The following is an 18,007-nucleotide window of genomic DNA, read 5'->3' as shown; positions in this document are numbered from 1 at the left end:
CGTGGATCAATGGATTCCGGGCCCGCGCCAAGTGGCGCGCCCCGGAATGACGGCGAGGGCGGAATGCTCAGCCCGCGAAACCGTCAATTGACCTGCCGCGGGCGCCCTCCTAAAACTCCGCCGACATTGAAGAATTTGGCCGAACCGCGGCATTCAGGGAGAACAACGATGCGTGACGTCTTTATCTGCGATGCCGTGCGGACCCCGATCGGCCGCTTTGGCGGCTCGCTCGCCAAGGTGCGGGCCGACGATCTCGCCGCCGCCCCGATCAAGGCGCTGATGGCCAAGCACCCCAACCTCGATTGGGCGCAGGTGGACGAAGTCTTCTTCGGCTGCGCCAACCAGGCCGGCGAGGACAACCGCAATGTCGCGCGCATGGCACTGCTGCTTGCAGGCCTGCCGGATTCGGTTCCCGGCCACACCTTGAACCGCCTCTGTGCCTCCGGTCTCGATGCAGTCGGCGCTGCGGGCCGCGCCATCCGCTCCGGCGAGATCGAGCTCGCCATTGCCGGCGGAGTCGAGTCGATGACCCGCGCGCCCTTCGTGATGGGCAAGGCGCAGGAGGCCTTCTCGCGCTCGGCCGAGATCTTCGACACCACGATCGGCTGGCGCTTCATCAATCCGCTGCTCAAGGCGCAGTACGGCGTCGATGCGATGCCGGAGACGGGCGAGAACGTCGCCGAGGAATTCCAGGTCTCGCGCGCCGACCAGGACGCCTTCGCCATCCGCTCGCAGCAGCGGGCAGGCGCTGCGATCGCGGCGGGCTATTTCGCGGAAGAAATCACGCCCATCACAATTCCTGGCGGCAAAGCCGGTCCGATCACGGTGGACAAGGACGAGCATCCGCGCCCTGAGACCACGCTGGAAGGCTTGGCAAAGCTGAAGCCGATCGTGCGCAACCCCGGCACAGTCACGGCCGGCAACGCCTCCGGCGTCAATGACGGCGCTGCCGCCATGATCCTGGCGTCCGAAGCGGCCGTGAAGAAGCATGGCCTGACGCCGCGCGCGCGCATCCTCGGCCTTGCCTCGGCCGGCGTGCCGCCGCGCATCATGGGCATCGGCCCGGTGCCCGCGACCCGCAAGCTGATGGAACGCCTCGGCAAGAAGATTAGCGATTTCGACCTGATCGAGCTCAACGAAGCCTTCGCCTCGCAAGGCATCGCCTGCATGCGCCAGCTCGGCGTCGCGGATGATGCGGATTTCGTCAATCCGCATGGCGGTGCCATCGCCCTCGGCCATCCTCTCGGCATGAGCGGCGCGCGCCTTGCGCTCACCGCCGTCCACGGCATGGAGAAGCGCGGCGGCAAGCTGGCGCTGGCCACCATGTGCGTCGGCGTCGGACAGGGTGTGGCGGTCGCGATCGAGAAGGTGAACTGACGGGACGCGTAGCGTCCCGTCATCCCGGAGCCGCTCGTTAGAGCGGAATCCGGGATCTCGAGATTTCGGGTTCAGCCCTGTCGGGCTGCCCCGGAATGACAGGGAGAGAATGGCAGCATGATCATCGAGCGCGAGCAGGACGTCACGGCCGCGGCGCTGGCGGTGATGGAGCGGACAACCGATCCGCGGCTGCGCCAGATCATGGTCTCCCTGGTCAAGCACCTCCACGCCTTTGTCCGCGATGTCCGCCTGACCGAGAAGGAGTTTCGCGATGCCACCGCGGTCATCGCCGAGCTCGGCAAGCTGACCACCGACACGCATAACGAGGTGGTGCTGATGGCGGGATCGCTCGGCGTCTCGCCGCTGGTGTGCCTGCTCAACAATGGCGATCAGGGCAACACGGAGACCGATCAGTCGCTGCTAGGGCCGTTCTGGCGCCTGAACTCGCCGCGCGTGGAGAACGGTGGCTCCATCGTCCGTTCCGAGACGCCAGGTGCGCCGCTGTTCGTCGAGGGTCGCGTCGTCGACAAAGATGGTCGGCCGGTTGCCGGCGCCGAGGTTGATGTCTGGCATGCCTCGCCGGTCGGCCTCTACGAGAACCAGGACCCCGAGCAGGCCGACATGAACCTGCGCGGCAAGTTCACGACCGATCAGGATGGACGCTTCGCCTTCCGCTCGGTGATGATGGTCGGTTATCCCATTCCGACCAATGGCGTGGTCGGCCGCCTGCTCGAGGCGCAGAGCCGGCATCCCTATCGGCCCGCGCATCTGCACGCCCTGATCTTCAAGGCGGGATTCAAGGTGCTGATCTCGCAGGTCTACGATCCCGCCGACCCGCATATCGACAGCGACGTGCAGTTCGGAGTGACGCAGGCGCTGATCGGCAAGTTCCAGCGCCACGACACGCCGCATCCGACCGCGCGCGACGTCATCGCACCCTGGTATTCGCTCGATCACACCTACCGGCTCGAAGCCGGGGAGGCCGTATTGCCGCGTCCGCCGATCAGATAGCGGGGCTGGCAGGCGCGGCACGCCCGCCAAACCCGCTTCCCCAAATTAGTTATATCCTATAATGATTGGCGGAAGTTGGCCGGCCGGGAGCAAGAATGGCCGGGGAGGAGTTCGCCAAATGACATTCATCTATCCCGTGGACAGCAACAAGGCGCATCCGCTGCCGCTGTCGCCCGAGTACAAGAGCTCGATCAAACGCGCACCGAACAAGCCGTTGATTCCGATGCGCCATACGCTGTCGGAGCTGACCGGCCCGGTCTACGGCCACGAGACCGTGCGCAAGGGCGACAACGATCTGACCACCCAGCACAGGGGCGAGCCGATCGGCGAGCGCATCATCGTGCACGGCCATGTGCGCGACGAGGACGGCCGGGGCGTGCCGAACTCGCTCGTTGAGATCTGGCAGGCCAATTCCTGCGGCCGTTACGTCCATGTCCGCGACCAGCATCCGGCGCCGCTCGATCCGAATTTCACCGGCGCGGGCCGCACCGTGAGCGATGCGTCCGGCTACTACCGCTTCGTCACCATCAAGCCCGGCGCCTATCCCTGGGGCAATCACCACAATGCGTGGCGGCCGGCGCACATCCATCTGTCGGTGTTCGGTCATTCCTTCGTCACGCGCCTGGTGACGCAGATGTACTTCCCGAATGACCCGCTGTTTCCATTCGACCCGATCTTCAACTCGGTGCCGGACGAGAAGGCGCGGGCGCGGATGGTTTCCTCGTTCGACTTGGAGAATACCCAGCCCGAATGGGCGCTGTGCTACCGCTTTGACATCGTGCTGCGCGGCAAGAACGCTACGCCTATGGAGAACCACTAAAGTGCAAGAGCCTGTGAAGCCTGACGGTATCACCCCATCGCAGACCGTCGGTCCGTTCTTCAAATACGGCCTGACGCCGACCGGCGAGTACGCCTGGAACGATGCGTTCACCAGCTCGACGCTCACGCCCGACGTGACGGGCGACCGCATCCGTATCGAAGGCCGCGTGTTCGACGGTGACGGCGTCGCCGTGCCGGATTGCATGCTGGAGATCTGGCAGGCGGACGCGCAAGGCCGCTTTGCCGACCCGCAGGACAAGCGTGCGCTGCCGAATGCGAGCTTCCGCGGCTTTGCCCGCTGCGGCACCGACAAGGACGGCAATTATTCCTTCGAGACCATCAAGCCGGGCGCGGTGCCGGATCCCGACGGCAAGCCCCAGGCGCCGCACATACTGCTTGCGGTGTTCGGCCGCGGCATGCTGCGGCATCTCTACACCCGCATCTATTTCAGCGACGAGGCCGGCAACGCTGGCGATCCCGTGCTGGCGCTGGTGCCCAGCGATCGCCGCGCCACGCTGACCGCCGTGCGGGAGGCGGGAAAGCCGGTCTATCGGCTCGATCTGCGGCTCCAGGGCGATAACGAGACGGTGTTCTTCGACGTCTGAAGGCAGGGCGTGCCGGGAGGGCCTGCTCCTCGGCACGCATTTCTCGTTCGGGGCATCCGAACCGGCGCTGCGTCGCCCCATCAGGCTCAAACATTCTTTTCACGTTTGTGCGTCAGCCTCACTGTCTCAATACCGATAGGTTGGCGTCCAATTCCAGTAATTGTGCGGGGTTCGGGCGATACAATTCCGGCGCGCAGCAATCCCGTATTTACGGAGTTCGTCTAGGGTGGCGGCAGTTTCGACGTCGACCCGGATTGCTTCATGAAATTTCGTCTGTCCTTGTCCTCGGCGATCATCGCGTTCGGTATCGTGCTCGCCATTGGTTTTGCCGCCGTGGTTTCGACCAGCCTGTACGCCTTGAAGGAGCTCAAGGTCGGCGGTCCGCTCTACTCCGACATCAAGTTGGGCAACGACCTGATCGCGGACATTCTGCCGCCGCCGGAATACGTCATCGAAGCCTATCTCGAGGCGACCCTGGCCATGCGCGAGCCGGATCAGCTGGCGGCCCACGGCGAACGCCTGGTCCAGCTTCGCAAGGACTACGACGAGCGCAAGGCGTTCTGGGCCTCCTCCAACCTCTCGGCCGACCTCAAGACCGCGCTGGTGTCGAAGTCCGACGCCGAGGTGCAGAAGTTCTGGAAAGCGTCCGATCAGCTCCTGCCGGCCCTCAAGGCCAAGGACGCGGTGGCTTCCGAGCGCGCCTATGCGCAGCTCAGGGACGCCTACACGGCGCATCGCGCCGTGATCGATAGCATCGTCGAGAGCGCCAACAAGCAGAATGCCGCCATGGAGAAGCTGGCGGCGGACCGCGACAGCTCCATCCTCTATATCCTGCTCGGCGTTTCCGCCGCCGTCCTCGCCTTCGTCGCCGCCGGCCTGCTCGGCGTCGCCGTCGGCGTGGTGCGCCCGATCGTGCGCATGACGGATACGATGCAGAAGCTTGCGACCGGCGATCTCGCCGCCGACATTCCTTTCGCGCATCGCCGCGACGAGGTCGGCTCGATGGCGGGGGCGCTGCAGGGGTTCAAGCAGGCGGCGGTCGAGAACTCCCGCCTGCGCGAGGAGCAACTGCGGCAAGAGCAGGAGGCGGCGCTGGCCAAGCGCTCGGCCCTGCACCAGATGGCCGAGACCGTCGAACGCGAGACCGGCCGCTCGGTCGACCCCGCGAGCGCGGGGAGCCAGGACGTGGAGCGGGCGGCCACCAGCCTGTCCGAGATCGCAAGTTCGCTTTCCGCGCAGTCGCAGGCGGTCGCGGCGGCCTCCACCCAGGCGCTCGGCAGCTCGCAGACCGTCTCGGCTGCGGCCGAAGAGCTCAGTGCTTCGATTCGCGAGATCGCCAGCCAGGTCGCGCGGACCAGCACGGTCACCAGATCTGCGGTCGCCGGCCGCGAGCAGGCGCGTTCGACCATCCAGGCGCTGGCGGGGTCAGTGAAGAAGATCGCCGAGGTTTCCGACCTCATCGGCGGTATCGCCGGCCAGACCAACCTGCTGGCGCTCAACGCCACCATCGAGGCGGCGCGGGCCGGCGAGGCCGGTCGCGGCTTCGCGGTGGTCGCCGCCGAGGTGAAGTCCCTGTCGGACCAGACCGCCAAATCCACAGAGGAGATTGCGCGCCTGATCGCCGAGATCCAGGCCTCGACACAGGCGGCGGTCGATGCCGTCGAAGTCATGGGCGGGCACATCGTCGAGATCGACGGCGTTGCGACCTCGGTCGCCGCAGCGATGGAGGAGCAGGATGCCGCGACGCGGGAGATCACGCGGTCCATTTCCGAATCGGCCTCCGCCGCACAGGAGGTCTCGGCCAAGATCGGCAATGTCAGCCGCGACGCCGCGTCCGTGAACGAGCGCGCGGCGGAGGTCAGGCAGGCGATCGCCGGGATGGCGGCCAATCTCGAGCAGCTTCGGTCGGTCGTGGTCAGGACCGTGCGCGAATCGACCGCGGCCGCGTGAAGCCGGGTGCGAGGTCCGCTGCTGGTGCCCGGGATTGTGATCGTGCAGTATGGCGCGGGACAGGGGGCGCTGCATGACATCTCCACAACTGCCTGCGGTTACTGAGCCCAACTATTTGACGGCTGCGCTGCGCAAGGCGGGTGCGCTGGACGCCGGCGCCGTGCGCGAGGTGAAGGTGCTGGATGAACGCGACACCTTGGTGTCACATATCACCCGGCTTGGCCTGCGCTACGTCGGGGAGTCGGCCGGTTCGCCGCAGACCCTGATTCTCAAAACCCCTCACGCCAATTTTGCCAAGACGCTCGCGCATGGCGGCCGGCACGAGGTGGCCTTCTACACGAAGCTCGCACCGAACATGCCATCGGGGCTGGTGCCGCGTTGCTTCGACGGACGTTTCGACGAGGAGGGCCAAAGCTGGCATCTCCTGCTCGAGGATCTCACGGATAGCCACGAAGTCGGGAGCCAGTGGCCGCTGCCGCCGGCGCGAGCTCAAGCAATGGCGATCGTCACGACACTCGCGGGGTGGCACGCGGCCTGGTGGGATCATCCCGATCTCGGTGACACCGTCGGCGACTGGATGAGTACCGAAGACTCCGCAAGACTGATGGAGACGTTCGCCGGTCACTACGATCGTTTCGCCGATCTCCTTGGCGATCGTCTGAGCGAAGAGCGGCGCATTCTCTATCGCCGGTTTATCGAGCAGTCAGGTCGCCTGTTCGAGCGCTATCATTCACGCCGCCACGTCACCATTGCTCACGGCGATGCCCATATCTGGAATTTCTTGCTGCCACGCACCGGTGTGAACGACAGCGTGCGCATTTTCGACTTCGATCAGTGGCGCATCAATGTGCCGACTGGCGACCTCGCCTACATGATGGCGACGCAATGGTATCCCGAACGTCGCCATGCTCTCGAACGTCCGCTACTTAACCAATACCACGAAACTCTGATCGCGCGCGGCGTCGCCGGCTATACGCGCGGCGCGCTCGACCAGGATTATCGACGGTCGGTGCTCTGGCATATCACCAAGCCGGTCTGGCAGTGGAGCGTCAACATCCCGCCACTGATCTGGTGGAATAATCTGGAGCGGGTGTTTGCGGCCGTGGATGATTTGGGCTGCGAGGAGTTGCTGTAGCGCTGTCGCGTCCGGGGCACCAGATCTCCCGTTACTCCATCACGGCATGTTCCGGTCCCGCGGCCTGCTTGCGCAGCGTGGCCTTGGTCGAGCCGATCAGCAAAGCGAGCGGGATGGTGCAGAGGATGAAGAGCATCACCAGCATGTAGTCGTGTGCGAAGGCGATGATCTGCGCCTGCACGCTGACCATCCTGTCGGCCATGGCGCGGCCTGCGTCGGTGGACAGGTTGATCATGCCGCGCACGTCGGGCATTTGCAGTGCATGGTTGAACGGGTTGATGTGCTCAGACAGGATCGCATAGGTCCGCCGCGTCCCCTGCGTCAGCTCGGCGATGACCACCGAAATGCCGACCGAGCTCGCGACGTTGCGCATCAGGGTCAGCATCGCGGTGCCGTCGGTGCGCAGATCATTCGACAACGTCAGGAACGCCACGGTCGAGAGCGGCACGAAGACGAGGCCGAAGCCGAAGCCCTGGATGACGCTGACGGTCACGATCTCGGGCACCTGGGTCAGATCGGTCCAGCCGGTCATCTGGAACAGCGAGCCCGCCGTCAGCGTCAGGCCGGAGATGATGAGCGTGCGCGCCTCAAAATAGCGCATCATGCGGCCGACCAGCATCATGGCGAAGAAAGTGCCGAAGCCGCGGCTCGCCAGCAAGAGGCCGGCGGTGATGATGGGATAGCCGATCACGTTCTGCATGTAGGGCGAGGCCAGCGCCATGGTCGAGAACAGCACGAGCCCCATCACGATCATGAATACGCATCCGGTGACGAAGTTGCGATCCCGAAACAGCGCGAAGCGAATGAACGGGGTCGAGGTCGTGAAGGAATGCGCGAGGAAGAAATAGAAGCCGACGGCCGAGACGATGAACTCCGCGAGGATCTCATTGGATTTCAGCCAGCCCAGTTGCTCGCCGCGGTCGAGCGCAAGCTGAAGCGCGCCGATCGCGATCGCCAGTGCAGCGAAGCCGAGCCAGTCGAACTTGAGGCTGAGGTCCTTCCTGGTCTCGTCCATGAAGACGATCAGCCCGAGCACGGTGACGAGGCCGAACGGCAAATTGACGAAGAACACCCAGTGCCAGGAATAGGTCTCGGTCAGCCAGGCGCCGAGGGAGGGACCCATGATCGGACCCATCATCACGCCCATGCCCCAGATCGACATCGCCTTGGCGCGCTCCTGGAGCGTGTAATAGTCGAGCATGACCGACTGCGACAGCGGCACCAGGGCGGCGCCGAACACGCCCTGCAGCAGGCGGAACAGCACCATCTGGTTGATGTCCTGGGCGAGGCCGCACAGCACCGAGGCCATGGTGAAGCCGGCCGAGCAGATGATGAAGATGCGCTTGCGACCGAAGCGGTTGGCGATCCAGCCCACCGGCGCCGTCATGATCGCGGCGGCGACGATGTAGGAGGTCAGCACCCAGTTGATCTGGTCCTGCGAGGCCGACAGAGTGCCCTGCATGTAGGGCAGCGCGACGTTGGCGATGGTGGTGTCCAGCGCCTGCATGATGGTCGCGGTCATGGCGCAGATCGTCACCATGTTCCGCCGCAGGCCGGGGACCATCAGGGCAGGATTGGACTCCGCCATGGGATCAGTCCTTGCCCTGATCTTTGTCTTGGCTTGCGGTCGCCGACAGGCCGAACAGGCCGGCGAGCGAGCGCCGATGGCCGGTGTCGATCGTGGCATAGACGCTCATGCCGGCTTTCAGCTTCCGCACGTATTTGTCGGTCTCGTCGAAATAGATGCGGATCGGCACGCGCTGCACCACCTTGACGAAATTGCCGGTGGCGTTCTGCGGCGGCAGGATCGCGAATTGCGCGCCGGTGCCGGGCGAGAGCGAGCCGATCCTGCCCTTGAAGACGTGGTTCGGGAACGCGTCGACCTCGAGCGTGACGGGCTGCCCTTCGGTGACGTGGGTGAGATCGCTCTCCTTGGGATTGGCGTCGACCCAGGGGTGGGCGACGTCGATGATGGAGAAGACGGGCGTGCCTGCGGTGACGAAACGGCCGAGCTGAATCTGCTCGACCTGGGTTGCCACGCCATCCATCGGCGCGCGCAGCACGGTGTGGTCGAGGTTGCGCTGGGCGTCGTCCAGCTTGGCTTTCGCCTGGGCGTAGGGCGGGAATTGCTCCAGCGGCAATGCGGGGTCGCCGAGCAGCTGCGTCTTGGCGTTCGAGAGCTGCTGCTTGATGTATTGCGCCTGCGCGCCGGCGGTGACCAATGCGTTCGCCGCGTTGTCGAGGTCGAGCTGCGAGCCGAAATTGTTCTTCACCAGCGCCTGCTTGCGCTCGACGTCTCGCTGCTTCAGGTCGATGCCCTGCTGGGCGAGGTTGAGCATATCGCCATAAATCTTGATGTTGGCGACGAGGTTGTCATAGGTCGTGCGCGCCTGTGCGAGCTGCGCCTTGGCCTCCTCCACCGCAAGGCGGAACGGAACGGGGTCGATCTCGAACAGTTCGTCGCCCCGCTTGATCGACTGACCTTCCTTCACGACCACCTTCAGGATCTTGCCGGAGATGTCGGGCGTGACCAGCACCTTCTGCGCGCCGACATAGGCGTCGTCGGTGCCGACATAGCGGCCGCCGTTCAGATAAAAGGTGAGACCGCCGATGGCGACGACAACAGGCAGCACGACCATCAGCAGGAAACGGCGATAGCGCCGCAGGCCGGCGATGAAGCGCCGGCGCGGGTCGGTGCCGGCCTTCTTGGCGGGCTTGCCGCCGTCGGCCTTCTGCTCGGGCTGGAACTTGAGAACCTGGTCAGCCATAGCGCTGCTCCTTACGTGCTTGTTCCGCGCCGCTGCTCTGGATCGCGGCGCGCACGTTTTCCTTGATGGTTTCGAGCTGGGTGAGGAGGCGATGAGCATCCGCCGGCGTGATGCCGTCGAGTGCGTTGGCCGTCAGCTCGGACTTCAACCCGCTCATCCGGCCGAGCAATTGTCGGCCGGCCTTCTTGAGATAGAGGCGCTTGACGCGGCGGTCCGACGCGTCGCTGCGGCGCTCGATCCAGTCGTTGTCGCAGAGCTTGTCGATCAGTCGCGTCAGCGTGATCGGCTGCATTTCCATGAGCTCTGCGAGTTCCGACTGCTTCATGCCCTCGCTGCGCTCGACCTTGGTCAGCACCGCCCACTGGGCGCGGGTGATGCCGAAGCGCGAGGCTTCCTTGTCGGCATAGACGCGCAATAGGCGGTAGAGCTCGCCGAGTGTGAACAGGAAGTTCTGGTCGACCGACCCGCGGGTCATAAGCTTTGTCTCCAATAAGCTCGCATATAATAAGCAAGCTTATGACTATTTCACGGCGGGTCAACGCGACGCTGTCCCGCAGAATGAGCATGGCTGGCAGCCGCGCCAGCGCGCGCGCTTTGGGTTCCACCGCCGAAATGCTAGAACGCCAATCCCATGACCTCCGCCAAGCCGGCCTTTCCGACGCCCGACCACGATCATGGCCGCTGTACCGCGGACGCCCTGTCGCATGCCGAAGCGGTTTGCGAGCAGCGGGCCCAGAAATTCACGCCGATCCGGCGGCAGGTGCTGGGGGCATTGCTCTCCAGCCACCGCCCCCTCGGGGCCTATGAGGTGATCGACGAACTCGCCAAATCGATGCCGCGGCCGGCGCCAATCACGGTCTATCGCGCGCTCGATTTCCTGATGGCCAACGGCCTCGTGCACCGCATCGAAAGCCGCAACGCCTATCTCGCCTGCGCCGCCCACGACCACGATGCGACCTCGGCGGTGGCGTTCCTGATCTGCGAGCGCTGCGGCCTCGTCGGCGAGATCCCGTCGGCGTCCTTCGCCGGGGATCTCAACGCTGCGGCCCGCAGCTCAGGCTTCGCTCCCAAATTGTCCGTGGTGGAGATCACGGGCGTCTGCACCCATTGTCAGAAAGCTGCATAAATCAACAACGGCGCAAAGCCGGTTTTTCGGGAAGACATGTCCTCACCACAAGCCATTCCGTCCGCCGCACGTCCCCCCAGTGCCGGCGCCATCGCCCTGATGCTCATGCTGTGCGTGACCTGGGGGTTCAACCAGATCGCGGTGAAGCTGGTTCTGCCGGATATCCCGCCGATGTTGCAGGCCATGATCCGCTCGATGGGCGCGCTGCCGGTGCTGTTCTTCATCGGCACGCTTCGCGGCGTCAAATTCTTCGAGCGCGACGGAACATGGAAGCCCGGCCTGGTTGCCGGGCTGATGTTCGGCATCGAATTCGTGCTGATCTTCCAGGGGCTGCGCCTCACCTCGGCCTCGCGCGCGGTGGTGTTCCTCTACACCGCGCCGTTCTTCGTGGCGCTCGGTTCCTACCAGGTGCTGGGCGAGCGGCTCGGCGCCTCGCAATGGCTCGGCCTTGCCATCAGCTTTGCCGGCGTCGCCCTCGCCATCGGTGTGCCCCAGCCCAATGTCGATTCGCATGTTCTGCTCGGCGACCTCATGATCGTCGGCGGCGCCGCGCTGTGGGCGGCGACGACGCTGGTCGCCAAGGGCACGACGTTACGGTTCGCCGCGCCCGAGAAGGCGCTCGGCTATCAGGTCGCCACCTCGATCCCGATCCTGGGGTCGGCGGCCTGGCTGTTCGGCGAGACCATCACCCACGTGCCGGCGCCGCTGTCGCTCGGCCTGATGGCGTTTCAGGCGATCTGGGTCGTTGGAACCACGTTCACGCTTTGGTTCGCGCTGGTGAAGGCCTATTCGGCCAGCAAATTGTCGGCTTTTACCTTCATCACCCCTTTGTTTGGCGTGGTGGGTAGCTATTTCATCATGCACGACACCCTAAGTCTGGCGTTCGGGGCGGCTGCCCTCCTTGTAATTGCTGGGCTTTTTCTGGTTAACCGTCCGAGCCAAACGGCTACGGCGCCAGCTGATGCATTGCTGAACGTCACCAAAACCTGATATTTGGACCCCATGAACAAGCCCGAAACCACCATCGATTCCGACATCGCGGGACCTGCGCCGCGCCATCATACCACCCAGGTCAAAGTCGGCGACGTCGCCGTCGGCGGCGGTGCGCCGATTGTCGTGCAGTCGATGACCAATACCGACACCGCCGATGTCGAAAGCACCATCGCTCAGGTTGCGGCGCTCGCGCGTGCCGGCTCCGAAATGGTCCGCATCACCGTGGACCGCGAGGAAGCCGCGGCCGCCGTTCCGCACATCCGCGACGGCCTCGCCAAGCGCGGTATCACCACGCCGCTGATCGGTGACTTCCACTATATCGGCCACAAGCTGCTCGCGGCCTATCCGGCCTGCGCCGAGGCGCTCGCCAAGTACCGCATCAATCCCGGCAATGTCGGCTTCAAGGACAAGCGCGACACCCAGTTCGCCGACATCATCGAGATCGCGAACAAGAACAACAAGCCGGTCCGCATCGGCGCCAATTGGGGCTCGCTCGACCAGGAGCTCTTGACCAAGCTGATGGACGAGAATGCCGCTTCGCCGAATCCGCGCGACGTGCGCGCGGTGACGCGCGAGGCCATGGTGCAGTCCGCGCTGCTCTCGGCTGCGCGCGCCGAAGAGCTCGGCATGCCCAAGAACCGCATCATCCTTTCCGCAAAGGTCTCGGCGGTGCAGGATCTCATAGCGGTCTACCAGGATCTCGCCAGCCGTTCCGACTACGCCATCCATCTCGGCCTGACCGAAGCCGGCATGGGCTCGAAGGGCATCGTGGCCTCCTCGGCCGCGCTCGGCATCCTCTTGCAGCAGGGCATCGGCGACACCATCCGCATCTCGCTGACGCCGGAGCCCGGCGGCGACCGCACCCGCGAGGTGCAGGTCGGCCAGGAGCTCTTGCAGACCATGGGCTTCCGCACCTTCGTGCCGCTGGTCGCGGCGTGCCCCGGCTGCGGCCGCACCACCTCGACCACGTTCCAGGAGCTGGCGCGCTCGATCCAGGATTTCATTCGCGACGAGATGCCGACGTGGAAGACGAAATATCCCGGGGTCGAGGAGCTCAACGTCGCGGTGATGGGCTGCATCGTCAACGGTCCCGGCGAATCCAAGCATGCCAATATCGGCATCTCGCTGCCGGGCACCGGCGAAGCGCCGGCCGCGCCTGTCTTCGTCGACGGCAAGAAGTTCCGCACGCTGCGTGGTCCGACCATCTCCGCCGACTTCAAGGCGCTGGTGATCGACTATATCGACCAGCGCTACGGCCAGGGTGCCAAGGTGCCGGTGACCGCAGCGGAGTAGTTTTACGCCCGCGGATACTCCGCCGTCGTCCCGGACAAGCGCGCATCAAAGCGCGCGCCGATCCGGGACCCATAACCACAGGACTTTGTGGTTACGACGGGCTGTCACTCCGAGTCTTCGCCCAATCTAGTTCTGTGGCTATGGGTCCCGGATCTGCGCTCCGCTTCGCTGCGCTTGTCCGGGACGACGGCTGTGTTTGCGGTGCAGATTGCGTATCTGTCACCGCGCGTTACGATGCCTCCCAATCAACAATGATCGGGAGACACGCCATGAGCTCACTCGCCGGCAAGCAAGGCCCGCGCTATCGCCACACCGCCGAGGACGGCGCGCCATACGAGACGCTTCAGGTCGAAAAGCTCACTCCCATCATCGGCGCGGAGATTTCGGGCGTCGATCTCGGGAAGCTCGTCGATGGCGATAGCCGTTCCAACCAGCAGATGGATGAAATCCACCGCGCGCTCGCCGAAAACCTCGTCATCTTCTTCCGCGACCAGCACATCACGCCGCAGCAGCACCTCGCCTTTGGCCGCAAGTTCGGCGAATTGCATTTTCATCCCGCCGCACCCCACGAGGACGAAGACCCCGCCTTGATGAAGATCTACGCCGACAAGAACTCGCCACGGGCGAACGGCGAGGGCTGGCACTCCGACGTGTCCTGCGCCCTCGAGCCGCCGATGGGCTCGATCCTTTACATCAAGCAGTGCCCTCCGCGCGGCGGCGACACGCTGTTCGCCAACATGTACGCAGCCTACGAGGCGTTGTCGGACCGCATGAAGGCCTATCTCGATGGGCTCACCGCGCTGCATGATGGTGAGCCGATCTATCGCGGCCTCTACGCGAACTATGGCGTCGCTGACCGTCCGTCCTACCCCCACGCCGAGCATCCTGTGGTGCGCACGCATCCGGTCACCGGCAAGAAGGCGCTTTATGTCAACCGCGGCTTCACCCGCCACATCAACGGCATCCCCCGCGACGAGAGCGATGCGATGCTGGCTTATCTTTACCAGCACGCCGAGAACCCGCTGTTCCAATGCCGCTTTCGCTGGACCGAGAACGCCATCGCGTTCTGGGACAATCGCTGCACCCAGCACCGCGCGATGTGGGATTACTGGCCGCATACGCGCTCGGGCACGCGCGTGACGGTGAAGGGGGAGAGGCCGGTTTAAAGCATGATCCGGAAACGTGCGAAGCGGTTTTCCGGAATGATCATGCGCAAGCAACAACCTAAAGCGCGATGACGATGCATCTAAATCTCGTCGCGCCTTGGGCTGGTGGGTCTGACGTTGGTCAAGCAAAAGGCCCCGACGATGTCGGGGCCTTTGTCTTAGCAAGCAGAAAAAGCCGGTTGATCCTGTAACCTTGGGTCAGTACTTGGCGACGACCGGGCCGCCGAATTTGTAGCTCAGCCGCGCCACTACCGACTGGATGTCCTTCGGCTTCACGTCGAACGTATAGACCGCGGGCGCGGCAGCGCCGGCAAGCTGATAGCTCTTGGTTTGGAAGGCGGCGTAATCGTACTCGACGCCGACGATCCAGTTGCGCGTGATGCCGTATTCCCAGCCCGCGCCGACGGTCCAGCCATTGTGCCAGGTGGTCTGGGAGCCGGAACCGGTGGCGCCGACCGTATCGGAGACCGACAACTTGTTGTTCACGCCAGCATAACCGCCCTTCACGTAGAACAGATTGTTGTTGAATGCGACGCCGGCGCGGCCGACCACGGTCGCCATCCAGTCGGTCCGCCAGCTGAAGACGTCATCGAGGCCGGCGCCGAACACAGTGTTGACGACGGTGCCCTTGTTGCCCATGCCGGAGATCGTGCCTTCCAGGCCGAGCACGAAATTATTGACCTGCCAGTTGTAGCCAATCTGGCCGCCGCCGAACACGCCGGATCCGCGCTGGGAGAAACCTTGGCCGGGGGAGAGGTCGCCGAACGCTGTTGTGTTCGCGGTGTTGATCCATTGCTCGTTGGTCCAGGCGCCGCCCAGATGCCCGCCGATGTAGAAGCCGGTCCAGTCGTAGACTGCAACCACAGGGGGTGGAGCCTTCGTATAGGGTCGTGCGGCGAGATCGGCAGCAGAGGCTGCCGTGGTGAACAGAAGGGAGGCAGCGATGGCCGTGAGAATTGAACGCTTCATGAGAATTCCCCTAGAAAAAAAGGTAACCCCGAGCCATGATCTGCGTCATAAAATAAAGGCAGGCTGCCTGCTTGTCAGTCACCGGACGGCAACACTCTTGCGCAAAATTCCCGGCTCCATTCGGAGAACAGGGGGTTCCGTATCGGATCCGTTGACCCCCTCATCGCCTCGCGTCAGTCTATCAAGCTCTGCATCCGTCCCCTGGGACCAGCCATGCTGCGCCGCGGACAACGAATTCCTGAGCGAAGTCAGCCCGGAATAGGTGTGAGCGTACCGTTGGGGCGCTTCTGGTCAGCGGGGTAGCGGCTTGTCGTGGGCGTGGAGCATCGCAGTCGGGGTCCTTGCGTCCATCCTGCTATCATCGCTCGTGCCTGCCGGCCGCAGCGAGGCCGCTGCGGTGCGAACGGTCGCGAAGGCCAAACCGAACCAGCCGCAGACACCGGCCAGATGCGAGGCGCCGAAATTCCGGATCGTCGTGGATGTCGGGCATACGCCGGACTCCTATGGCGCGCTCAGCGCGCGCAACGACCCCGAGTTCGGCTTCAACTTCCGGCTTGCGCGCCTGATCACGGCGAAACTGAAGGCCGAGGGCTTTGCCGCAACCCGCCTGCTCGTCACGGACGGCAAGGCGAGGCCGAGCCTGTTCAAGCGGGTCGGCGTCGCCAATGACGCCCGGGCTGATCTCCTGCTGTCGGTGCACCATGATTCGGTGCCCGACAAGCTGCTCGAGGCCTGGGAGTTCGACGGCGCAAACAGCTACTTCAGTGACCGCTTTTCGGGCCATTCGCTGTTCGTCTCCGAACGCAATCCGCACTTCGCCACCAGCCTGAAGCTGGCCCGGATGATCGGCCGGCAATTGAAGGAGCAGGGCCTGCGCTATGCCAGCCAGTACACGCTGCCGGTGATGGGGCGCTACCGGCGCCAGCTGCTCGACAAGGATTTCGGCGTCTATCGCTATGACGGGCTCGTGGTGCTGTCGCGAACGAGAAGCGCGGCCGTTCTGCTGGAGGCCGGCTCAATCATCAATCGCGACGAGGAGATGGAGATGAACTCGCCGGAGCGGCAGGAGCTGATTGCGGGTGCTGTCGCCGCGGCGATGGGAGAGTTTTGCGACAGGCGATCGGTCGCGCCCGCAATGACGAAGCCGCTATAGCGGCGCGCCCCGATACTCCCGATTCGCCAAGCTCGCCTCTTCCAGATCGAGGTCGCGCTCGATCCGCCGCCGCGTCTCGTCGGTGATCTGGCCGTCGCGCAGGAGGTCGTGGATGAATTTTCGTTCGGCGGTGATCAGGTTGCGGGTCAGCGCGGTGCCCGCGGCGGAGACGTTGTGGTGGGTGGGATCGAGTGAATCCGGCAGCTGGTTGACGCGGATGTCGTGACGCGCGCGCAGAAGCCGCATCACCTCGTCGGAGATTTCCTGCTCCGCGGTCATTGCATCGAGCGACTTCAGCGCGGCGTCGAGGGCCTGGCGGCGGGCGGCAATCTCGGCCTCGTGCTCGGCGACATGTTCGTTGCGGCCGGCCTCCGCGACCCCAAGCCAGCGCACCACCGGCGGCAGCGTGAGGCCGACGCCGATCAGCGTGACGAAGATGACGCCGAAGGCCACGAACAGGATCAGGTCGCGATACGGAAACGCTTCGCCGTCCGGCAGCGTGAACGGCAGCGCCAGCGCGGCCGCGAGCGACACCGCGCCGCGCACACCGGTAAAGGCGAGCACGAACGGCCATTGCCATGGCGGCGACGGATCGCGCGCGCGCAGCGACTTGCTGAGCATTCGCGGCAGATAGGTTGCGGGATAGAGCCAGGCGAAGCGCGCGATCACCACGATCACCAGGACCACGGCGGTCGCGATCAGGATGTCGTCGAGCGGGAACGCCTTCGACTTCTCGTAGAGCGCGCGCATCTGGAAGCCGGTGAGCAGGAACAGCACGCCCTCGATCAGGTAGATCACGAGGTCCCAGAAAAAGATGCCTTGCAGCCGCGTGGCCGACGAGATCAGCAGCGGGCCGTTCCAGCTGACATAGAGCCCGCAGGCGACGGTCGCGATCACGCCGGAGCCGCCGAGATGCTCAGGCAGCCAGTAGGAGACGTAGGGCGTGATCAGCGACAGCGTCAGCTCGACCTGCGGATCACCGGACCATTTGCGGAAGCGAAGGGAGAGCCAGCCGACGCCGATGCCGAAGGCGATCTCGCTGGCGACGATGAGGAGGAACTCGCCGGCCGCGAGCGGCAACGAGAAATGCCCGACCATGATGGCGGCGAGCGCGAAGCGGTAGAGGATCAGCGCCGTGGCATCATTGGCGAGTCCTTCGCCCTCGAGGATGACGAGGAGCCGCCGCGGCATGTTGAGCCGGCGCGCGATCGCGAGCGGCGCAACCACGTCGGGCGGTGCGACGATGGCCCCAAGCAGGAAGCCGATGGTCCAGGGCAGGCCGATCATGTAGTGTGTGGCGGCCGCCACCATCGCTGCCGTGAAGATCACGGCGCCGACCGCGAGCAGCACGATCGGGCGCAGATTGTTCTTGAACTCGCGCCAGCTCATGGCGACGCTCGCCGAGTAGATCAGCGGCGGCAGCACCATCAGCAGAACCAGTTCCGGCGGCAGCTCCACCGCGGGCATGCCCGGCACGAAGGCGAGGCCGACGCCGGCCAGCATCAGCAGGATGGCAGGGGCGATGTTGAAGCGGCGCGCGGCCAGCGCCACGCCTGCCAGGACGGCGAGCAGGATGAGAAAGGTCTGGAACTTCGCTTCCATGATGGCCTGTCTTGAACCGGAAGCGACTGCGACGTCAATG

16 protein-coding genes are annotated in these 18,007 nt (G+C 64.7%); 11 read left to right on the top strand and 5 right to left on the bottom strand.

The features are described from left to right. The first annotated feature begins 168 nt into the window (after positions 1-168). From pcaF to X268_RS31280, 6 genes are all read left to right on the top strand, one after another. Positions 169-1,377: a 3-oxoadipyl-CoA thiolase gene (pcaF, locus tag X268_RS31305; RefSeq protein WP_128928517.1), complete on the top strand. Its 1,209-nt coding sequence runs from the start codon at positions 169-171 to the stop codon at positions 1,375-1,377. Positions 1,378-1,494: 117 nt separating this feature from the next. After that, on the top strand, positions 1,495-2,388 hold the full coding sequence (locus X268_RS31300; protein ID WP_128928516.1) for a dioxygenase family protein: 894 nt from the start codon (positions 1,495-1,497) through the stop codon (positions 2,386-2,388). 118 nt (positions 2,389-2,506) lie between these two features. Then, the gene (gene pcaH / locus X268_RS31295) at positions 2,507-3,208 is read left to right on the top strand and encodes a protocatechuate 3,4-dioxygenase subunit beta (RefSeq protein ID WP_128928515.1); all 702 of its coding nucleotides are present in this window, start codon (positions 2,507-2,509) and stop codon (positions 3,206-3,208) included. A 1-nt stretch (position 3,209) separates the two neighbouring features. Beyond that, positions 3,210-3,812: a protocatechuate 3,4-dioxygenase subunit alpha gene (pcaG, locus tag X268_RS31290; protein WP_128928514.1), complete on the top strand. Its 603-nt coding sequence runs from the start codon at positions 3,210-3,212 to the stop codon at positions 3,810-3,812. Positions 3,813-4,073: 261 nt separating this feature from the next. Further along, the gene (locus X268_RS31285; protein ID WP_128928513.1) at positions 4,074-5,762 is read left to right on the top strand and encodes a methyl-accepting chemotaxis protein; all 1,689 of its coding nucleotides are present in this window, start codon (positions 4,074-4,076) and stop codon (positions 5,760-5,762) included. Between the two features lie 49 nt (positions 5,763-5,811). After that, entirely contained in the window at positions 5,812-6,897 is a 1,086-nt protein-coding gene (locus X268_RS31280; protein WP_128928512.1) for a protein kinase family protein, read from the top strand. A 31-nt stretch (positions 6,898-6,928) separates the two neighbouring features. Here the strand turns inward: X268_RS31280 and X268_RS31275 are convergent, their stop codons facing one another. From X268_RS31275 to X268_RS31265, 3 genes are read right to left on the bottom strand one after another with little or no spacing between them, the layout of a single operon-like run. Beyond that, on the bottom strand, positions 6,929-8,485 hold the full coding sequence (locus X268_RS31275) for an MDR family MFS transporter (RefSeq protein WP_128928511.1): 1,557 nt from the start codon (positions 8,483-8,485) through the stop codon (positions 6,929-6,931). 4 nt (positions 8,486-8,489) lie between these two features. Beyond that, entirely contained in the window at positions 8,490-9,665 is a 1,176-nt protein-coding gene (locus X268_RS31270; RefSeq protein WP_128928510.1) for an HlyD family secretion protein, read from the bottom strand. Then, positions 9,658-10,140 (bottom strand): MarR family winged helix-turn-helix transcriptional regulator, encoded by a 483-nt coding sequence (locus X268_RS31265; RefSeq protein ID WP_128928509.1) that lies wholly within the window; start codon positions 10,138-10,140, stop codon positions 9,658-9,660. The genes X268_RS31270 and X268_RS31265 overlap by 8 nt, the downstream gene beginning before the upstream one ends. Positions 10,141-10,296: 156 nt before the next feature. On the opposite strand from X268_RS31265, the gene X268_RS31260 reads away from it, so the two are divergent. From X268_RS31260 to X268_RS31245, 4 genes are all read left to right on the top strand, one after another. Beyond that, positions 10,297-10,791 (top strand): Fur family transcriptional regulator, encoded by a 495-nt coding sequence (locus X268_RS31260; protein WP_128928508.1) that lies wholly within the window; start codon positions 10,297-10,299, stop codon positions 10,789-10,791. Positions 10,792-10,827: 36 nt separating this feature from the next. Next, on the top strand, positions 10,828-11,781 hold the full coding sequence (locus X268_RS31255) for a DMT family transporter (RefSeq protein ID WP_128928507.1): 954 nt from the start codon (positions 10,828-10,830) through the stop codon (positions 11,779-11,781). Positions 11,782-11,793: 12 nt separating this feature from the next. After that, positions 11,794-13,077, top strand: coding sequence for a flavodoxin-dependent (E)-4-hydroxy-3-methylbut-2-enyl-diphosphate synthase (gene ispG / locus X268_RS31250; protein ID WP_128928506.1), 1,284 nt, complete (start codon positions 11,794-11,796; stop codon positions 13,075-13,077). Positions 13,078-13,346: 269 nt separating this feature from the next. Then, a complete protein-coding gene (locus X268_RS31245) occupies positions 13,347-14,243 on the top strand; it encodes a TauD/TfdA dioxygenase family protein (RefSeq protein ID WP_128928505.1) in 897 nt (298 codons plus the stop codon). A 198-nt stretch (positions 14,244-14,441) separates the two neighbouring features. Here X268_RS31245 and X268_RS31240 read toward each other — a convergent pair whose 3' ends face one another. Continuing rightward, a complete protein-coding gene (locus tag X268_RS31240; protein WP_128928504.1) occupies positions 14,442-15,212 on the bottom strand; it encodes an outer membrane protein in 771 nt (256 codons plus the stop codon). A 397-nt stretch (positions 15,213-15,609) separates the two neighbouring features. Here X268_RS31240 and X268_RS31235 point away from each other — a divergent pair, with 397 nt between their 5' ends. Next, positions 15,610-16,365 carry an N-acetylmuramoyl-L-alanine amidase gene (locus tag X268_RS31235; protein ID WP_128928503.1) on the top strand — a complete coding sequence of 252 codons (756 nt, stop codon included), beginning with the start codon at positions 15,610-15,612 and terminating at the stop codon, positions 16,363-16,365. Here the strand turns inward: X268_RS31235 and X268_RS31230 are convergent. After that, positions 16,360-17,967: a Na+/H+ antiporter gene (locus tag X268_RS31230; protein WP_164938033.1), complete on the bottom strand. Its 1,608-nt coding sequence runs from the start codon at positions 17,965-17,967 to the stop codon at positions 16,360-16,362. The two genes, X268_RS31235 and X268_RS31230, sit on opposite strands and share 6 nt — an antisense overlap. Positions 17,968-18,007 lie beyond the last annotated feature (40 nt).

It is taken from the genome of Bradyrhizobium guangxiense (assembly GCF_004114915.1).
GTDB classification, from domain to species: Bacteria; Pseudomonadota; Alphaproteobacteria; order Rhizobiales; family Xanthobacteraceae; genus Bradyrhizobium; species Bradyrhizobium guangxiense.
This window is presented reverse-complemented; position numbering and strand designations above follow the sequence as displayed.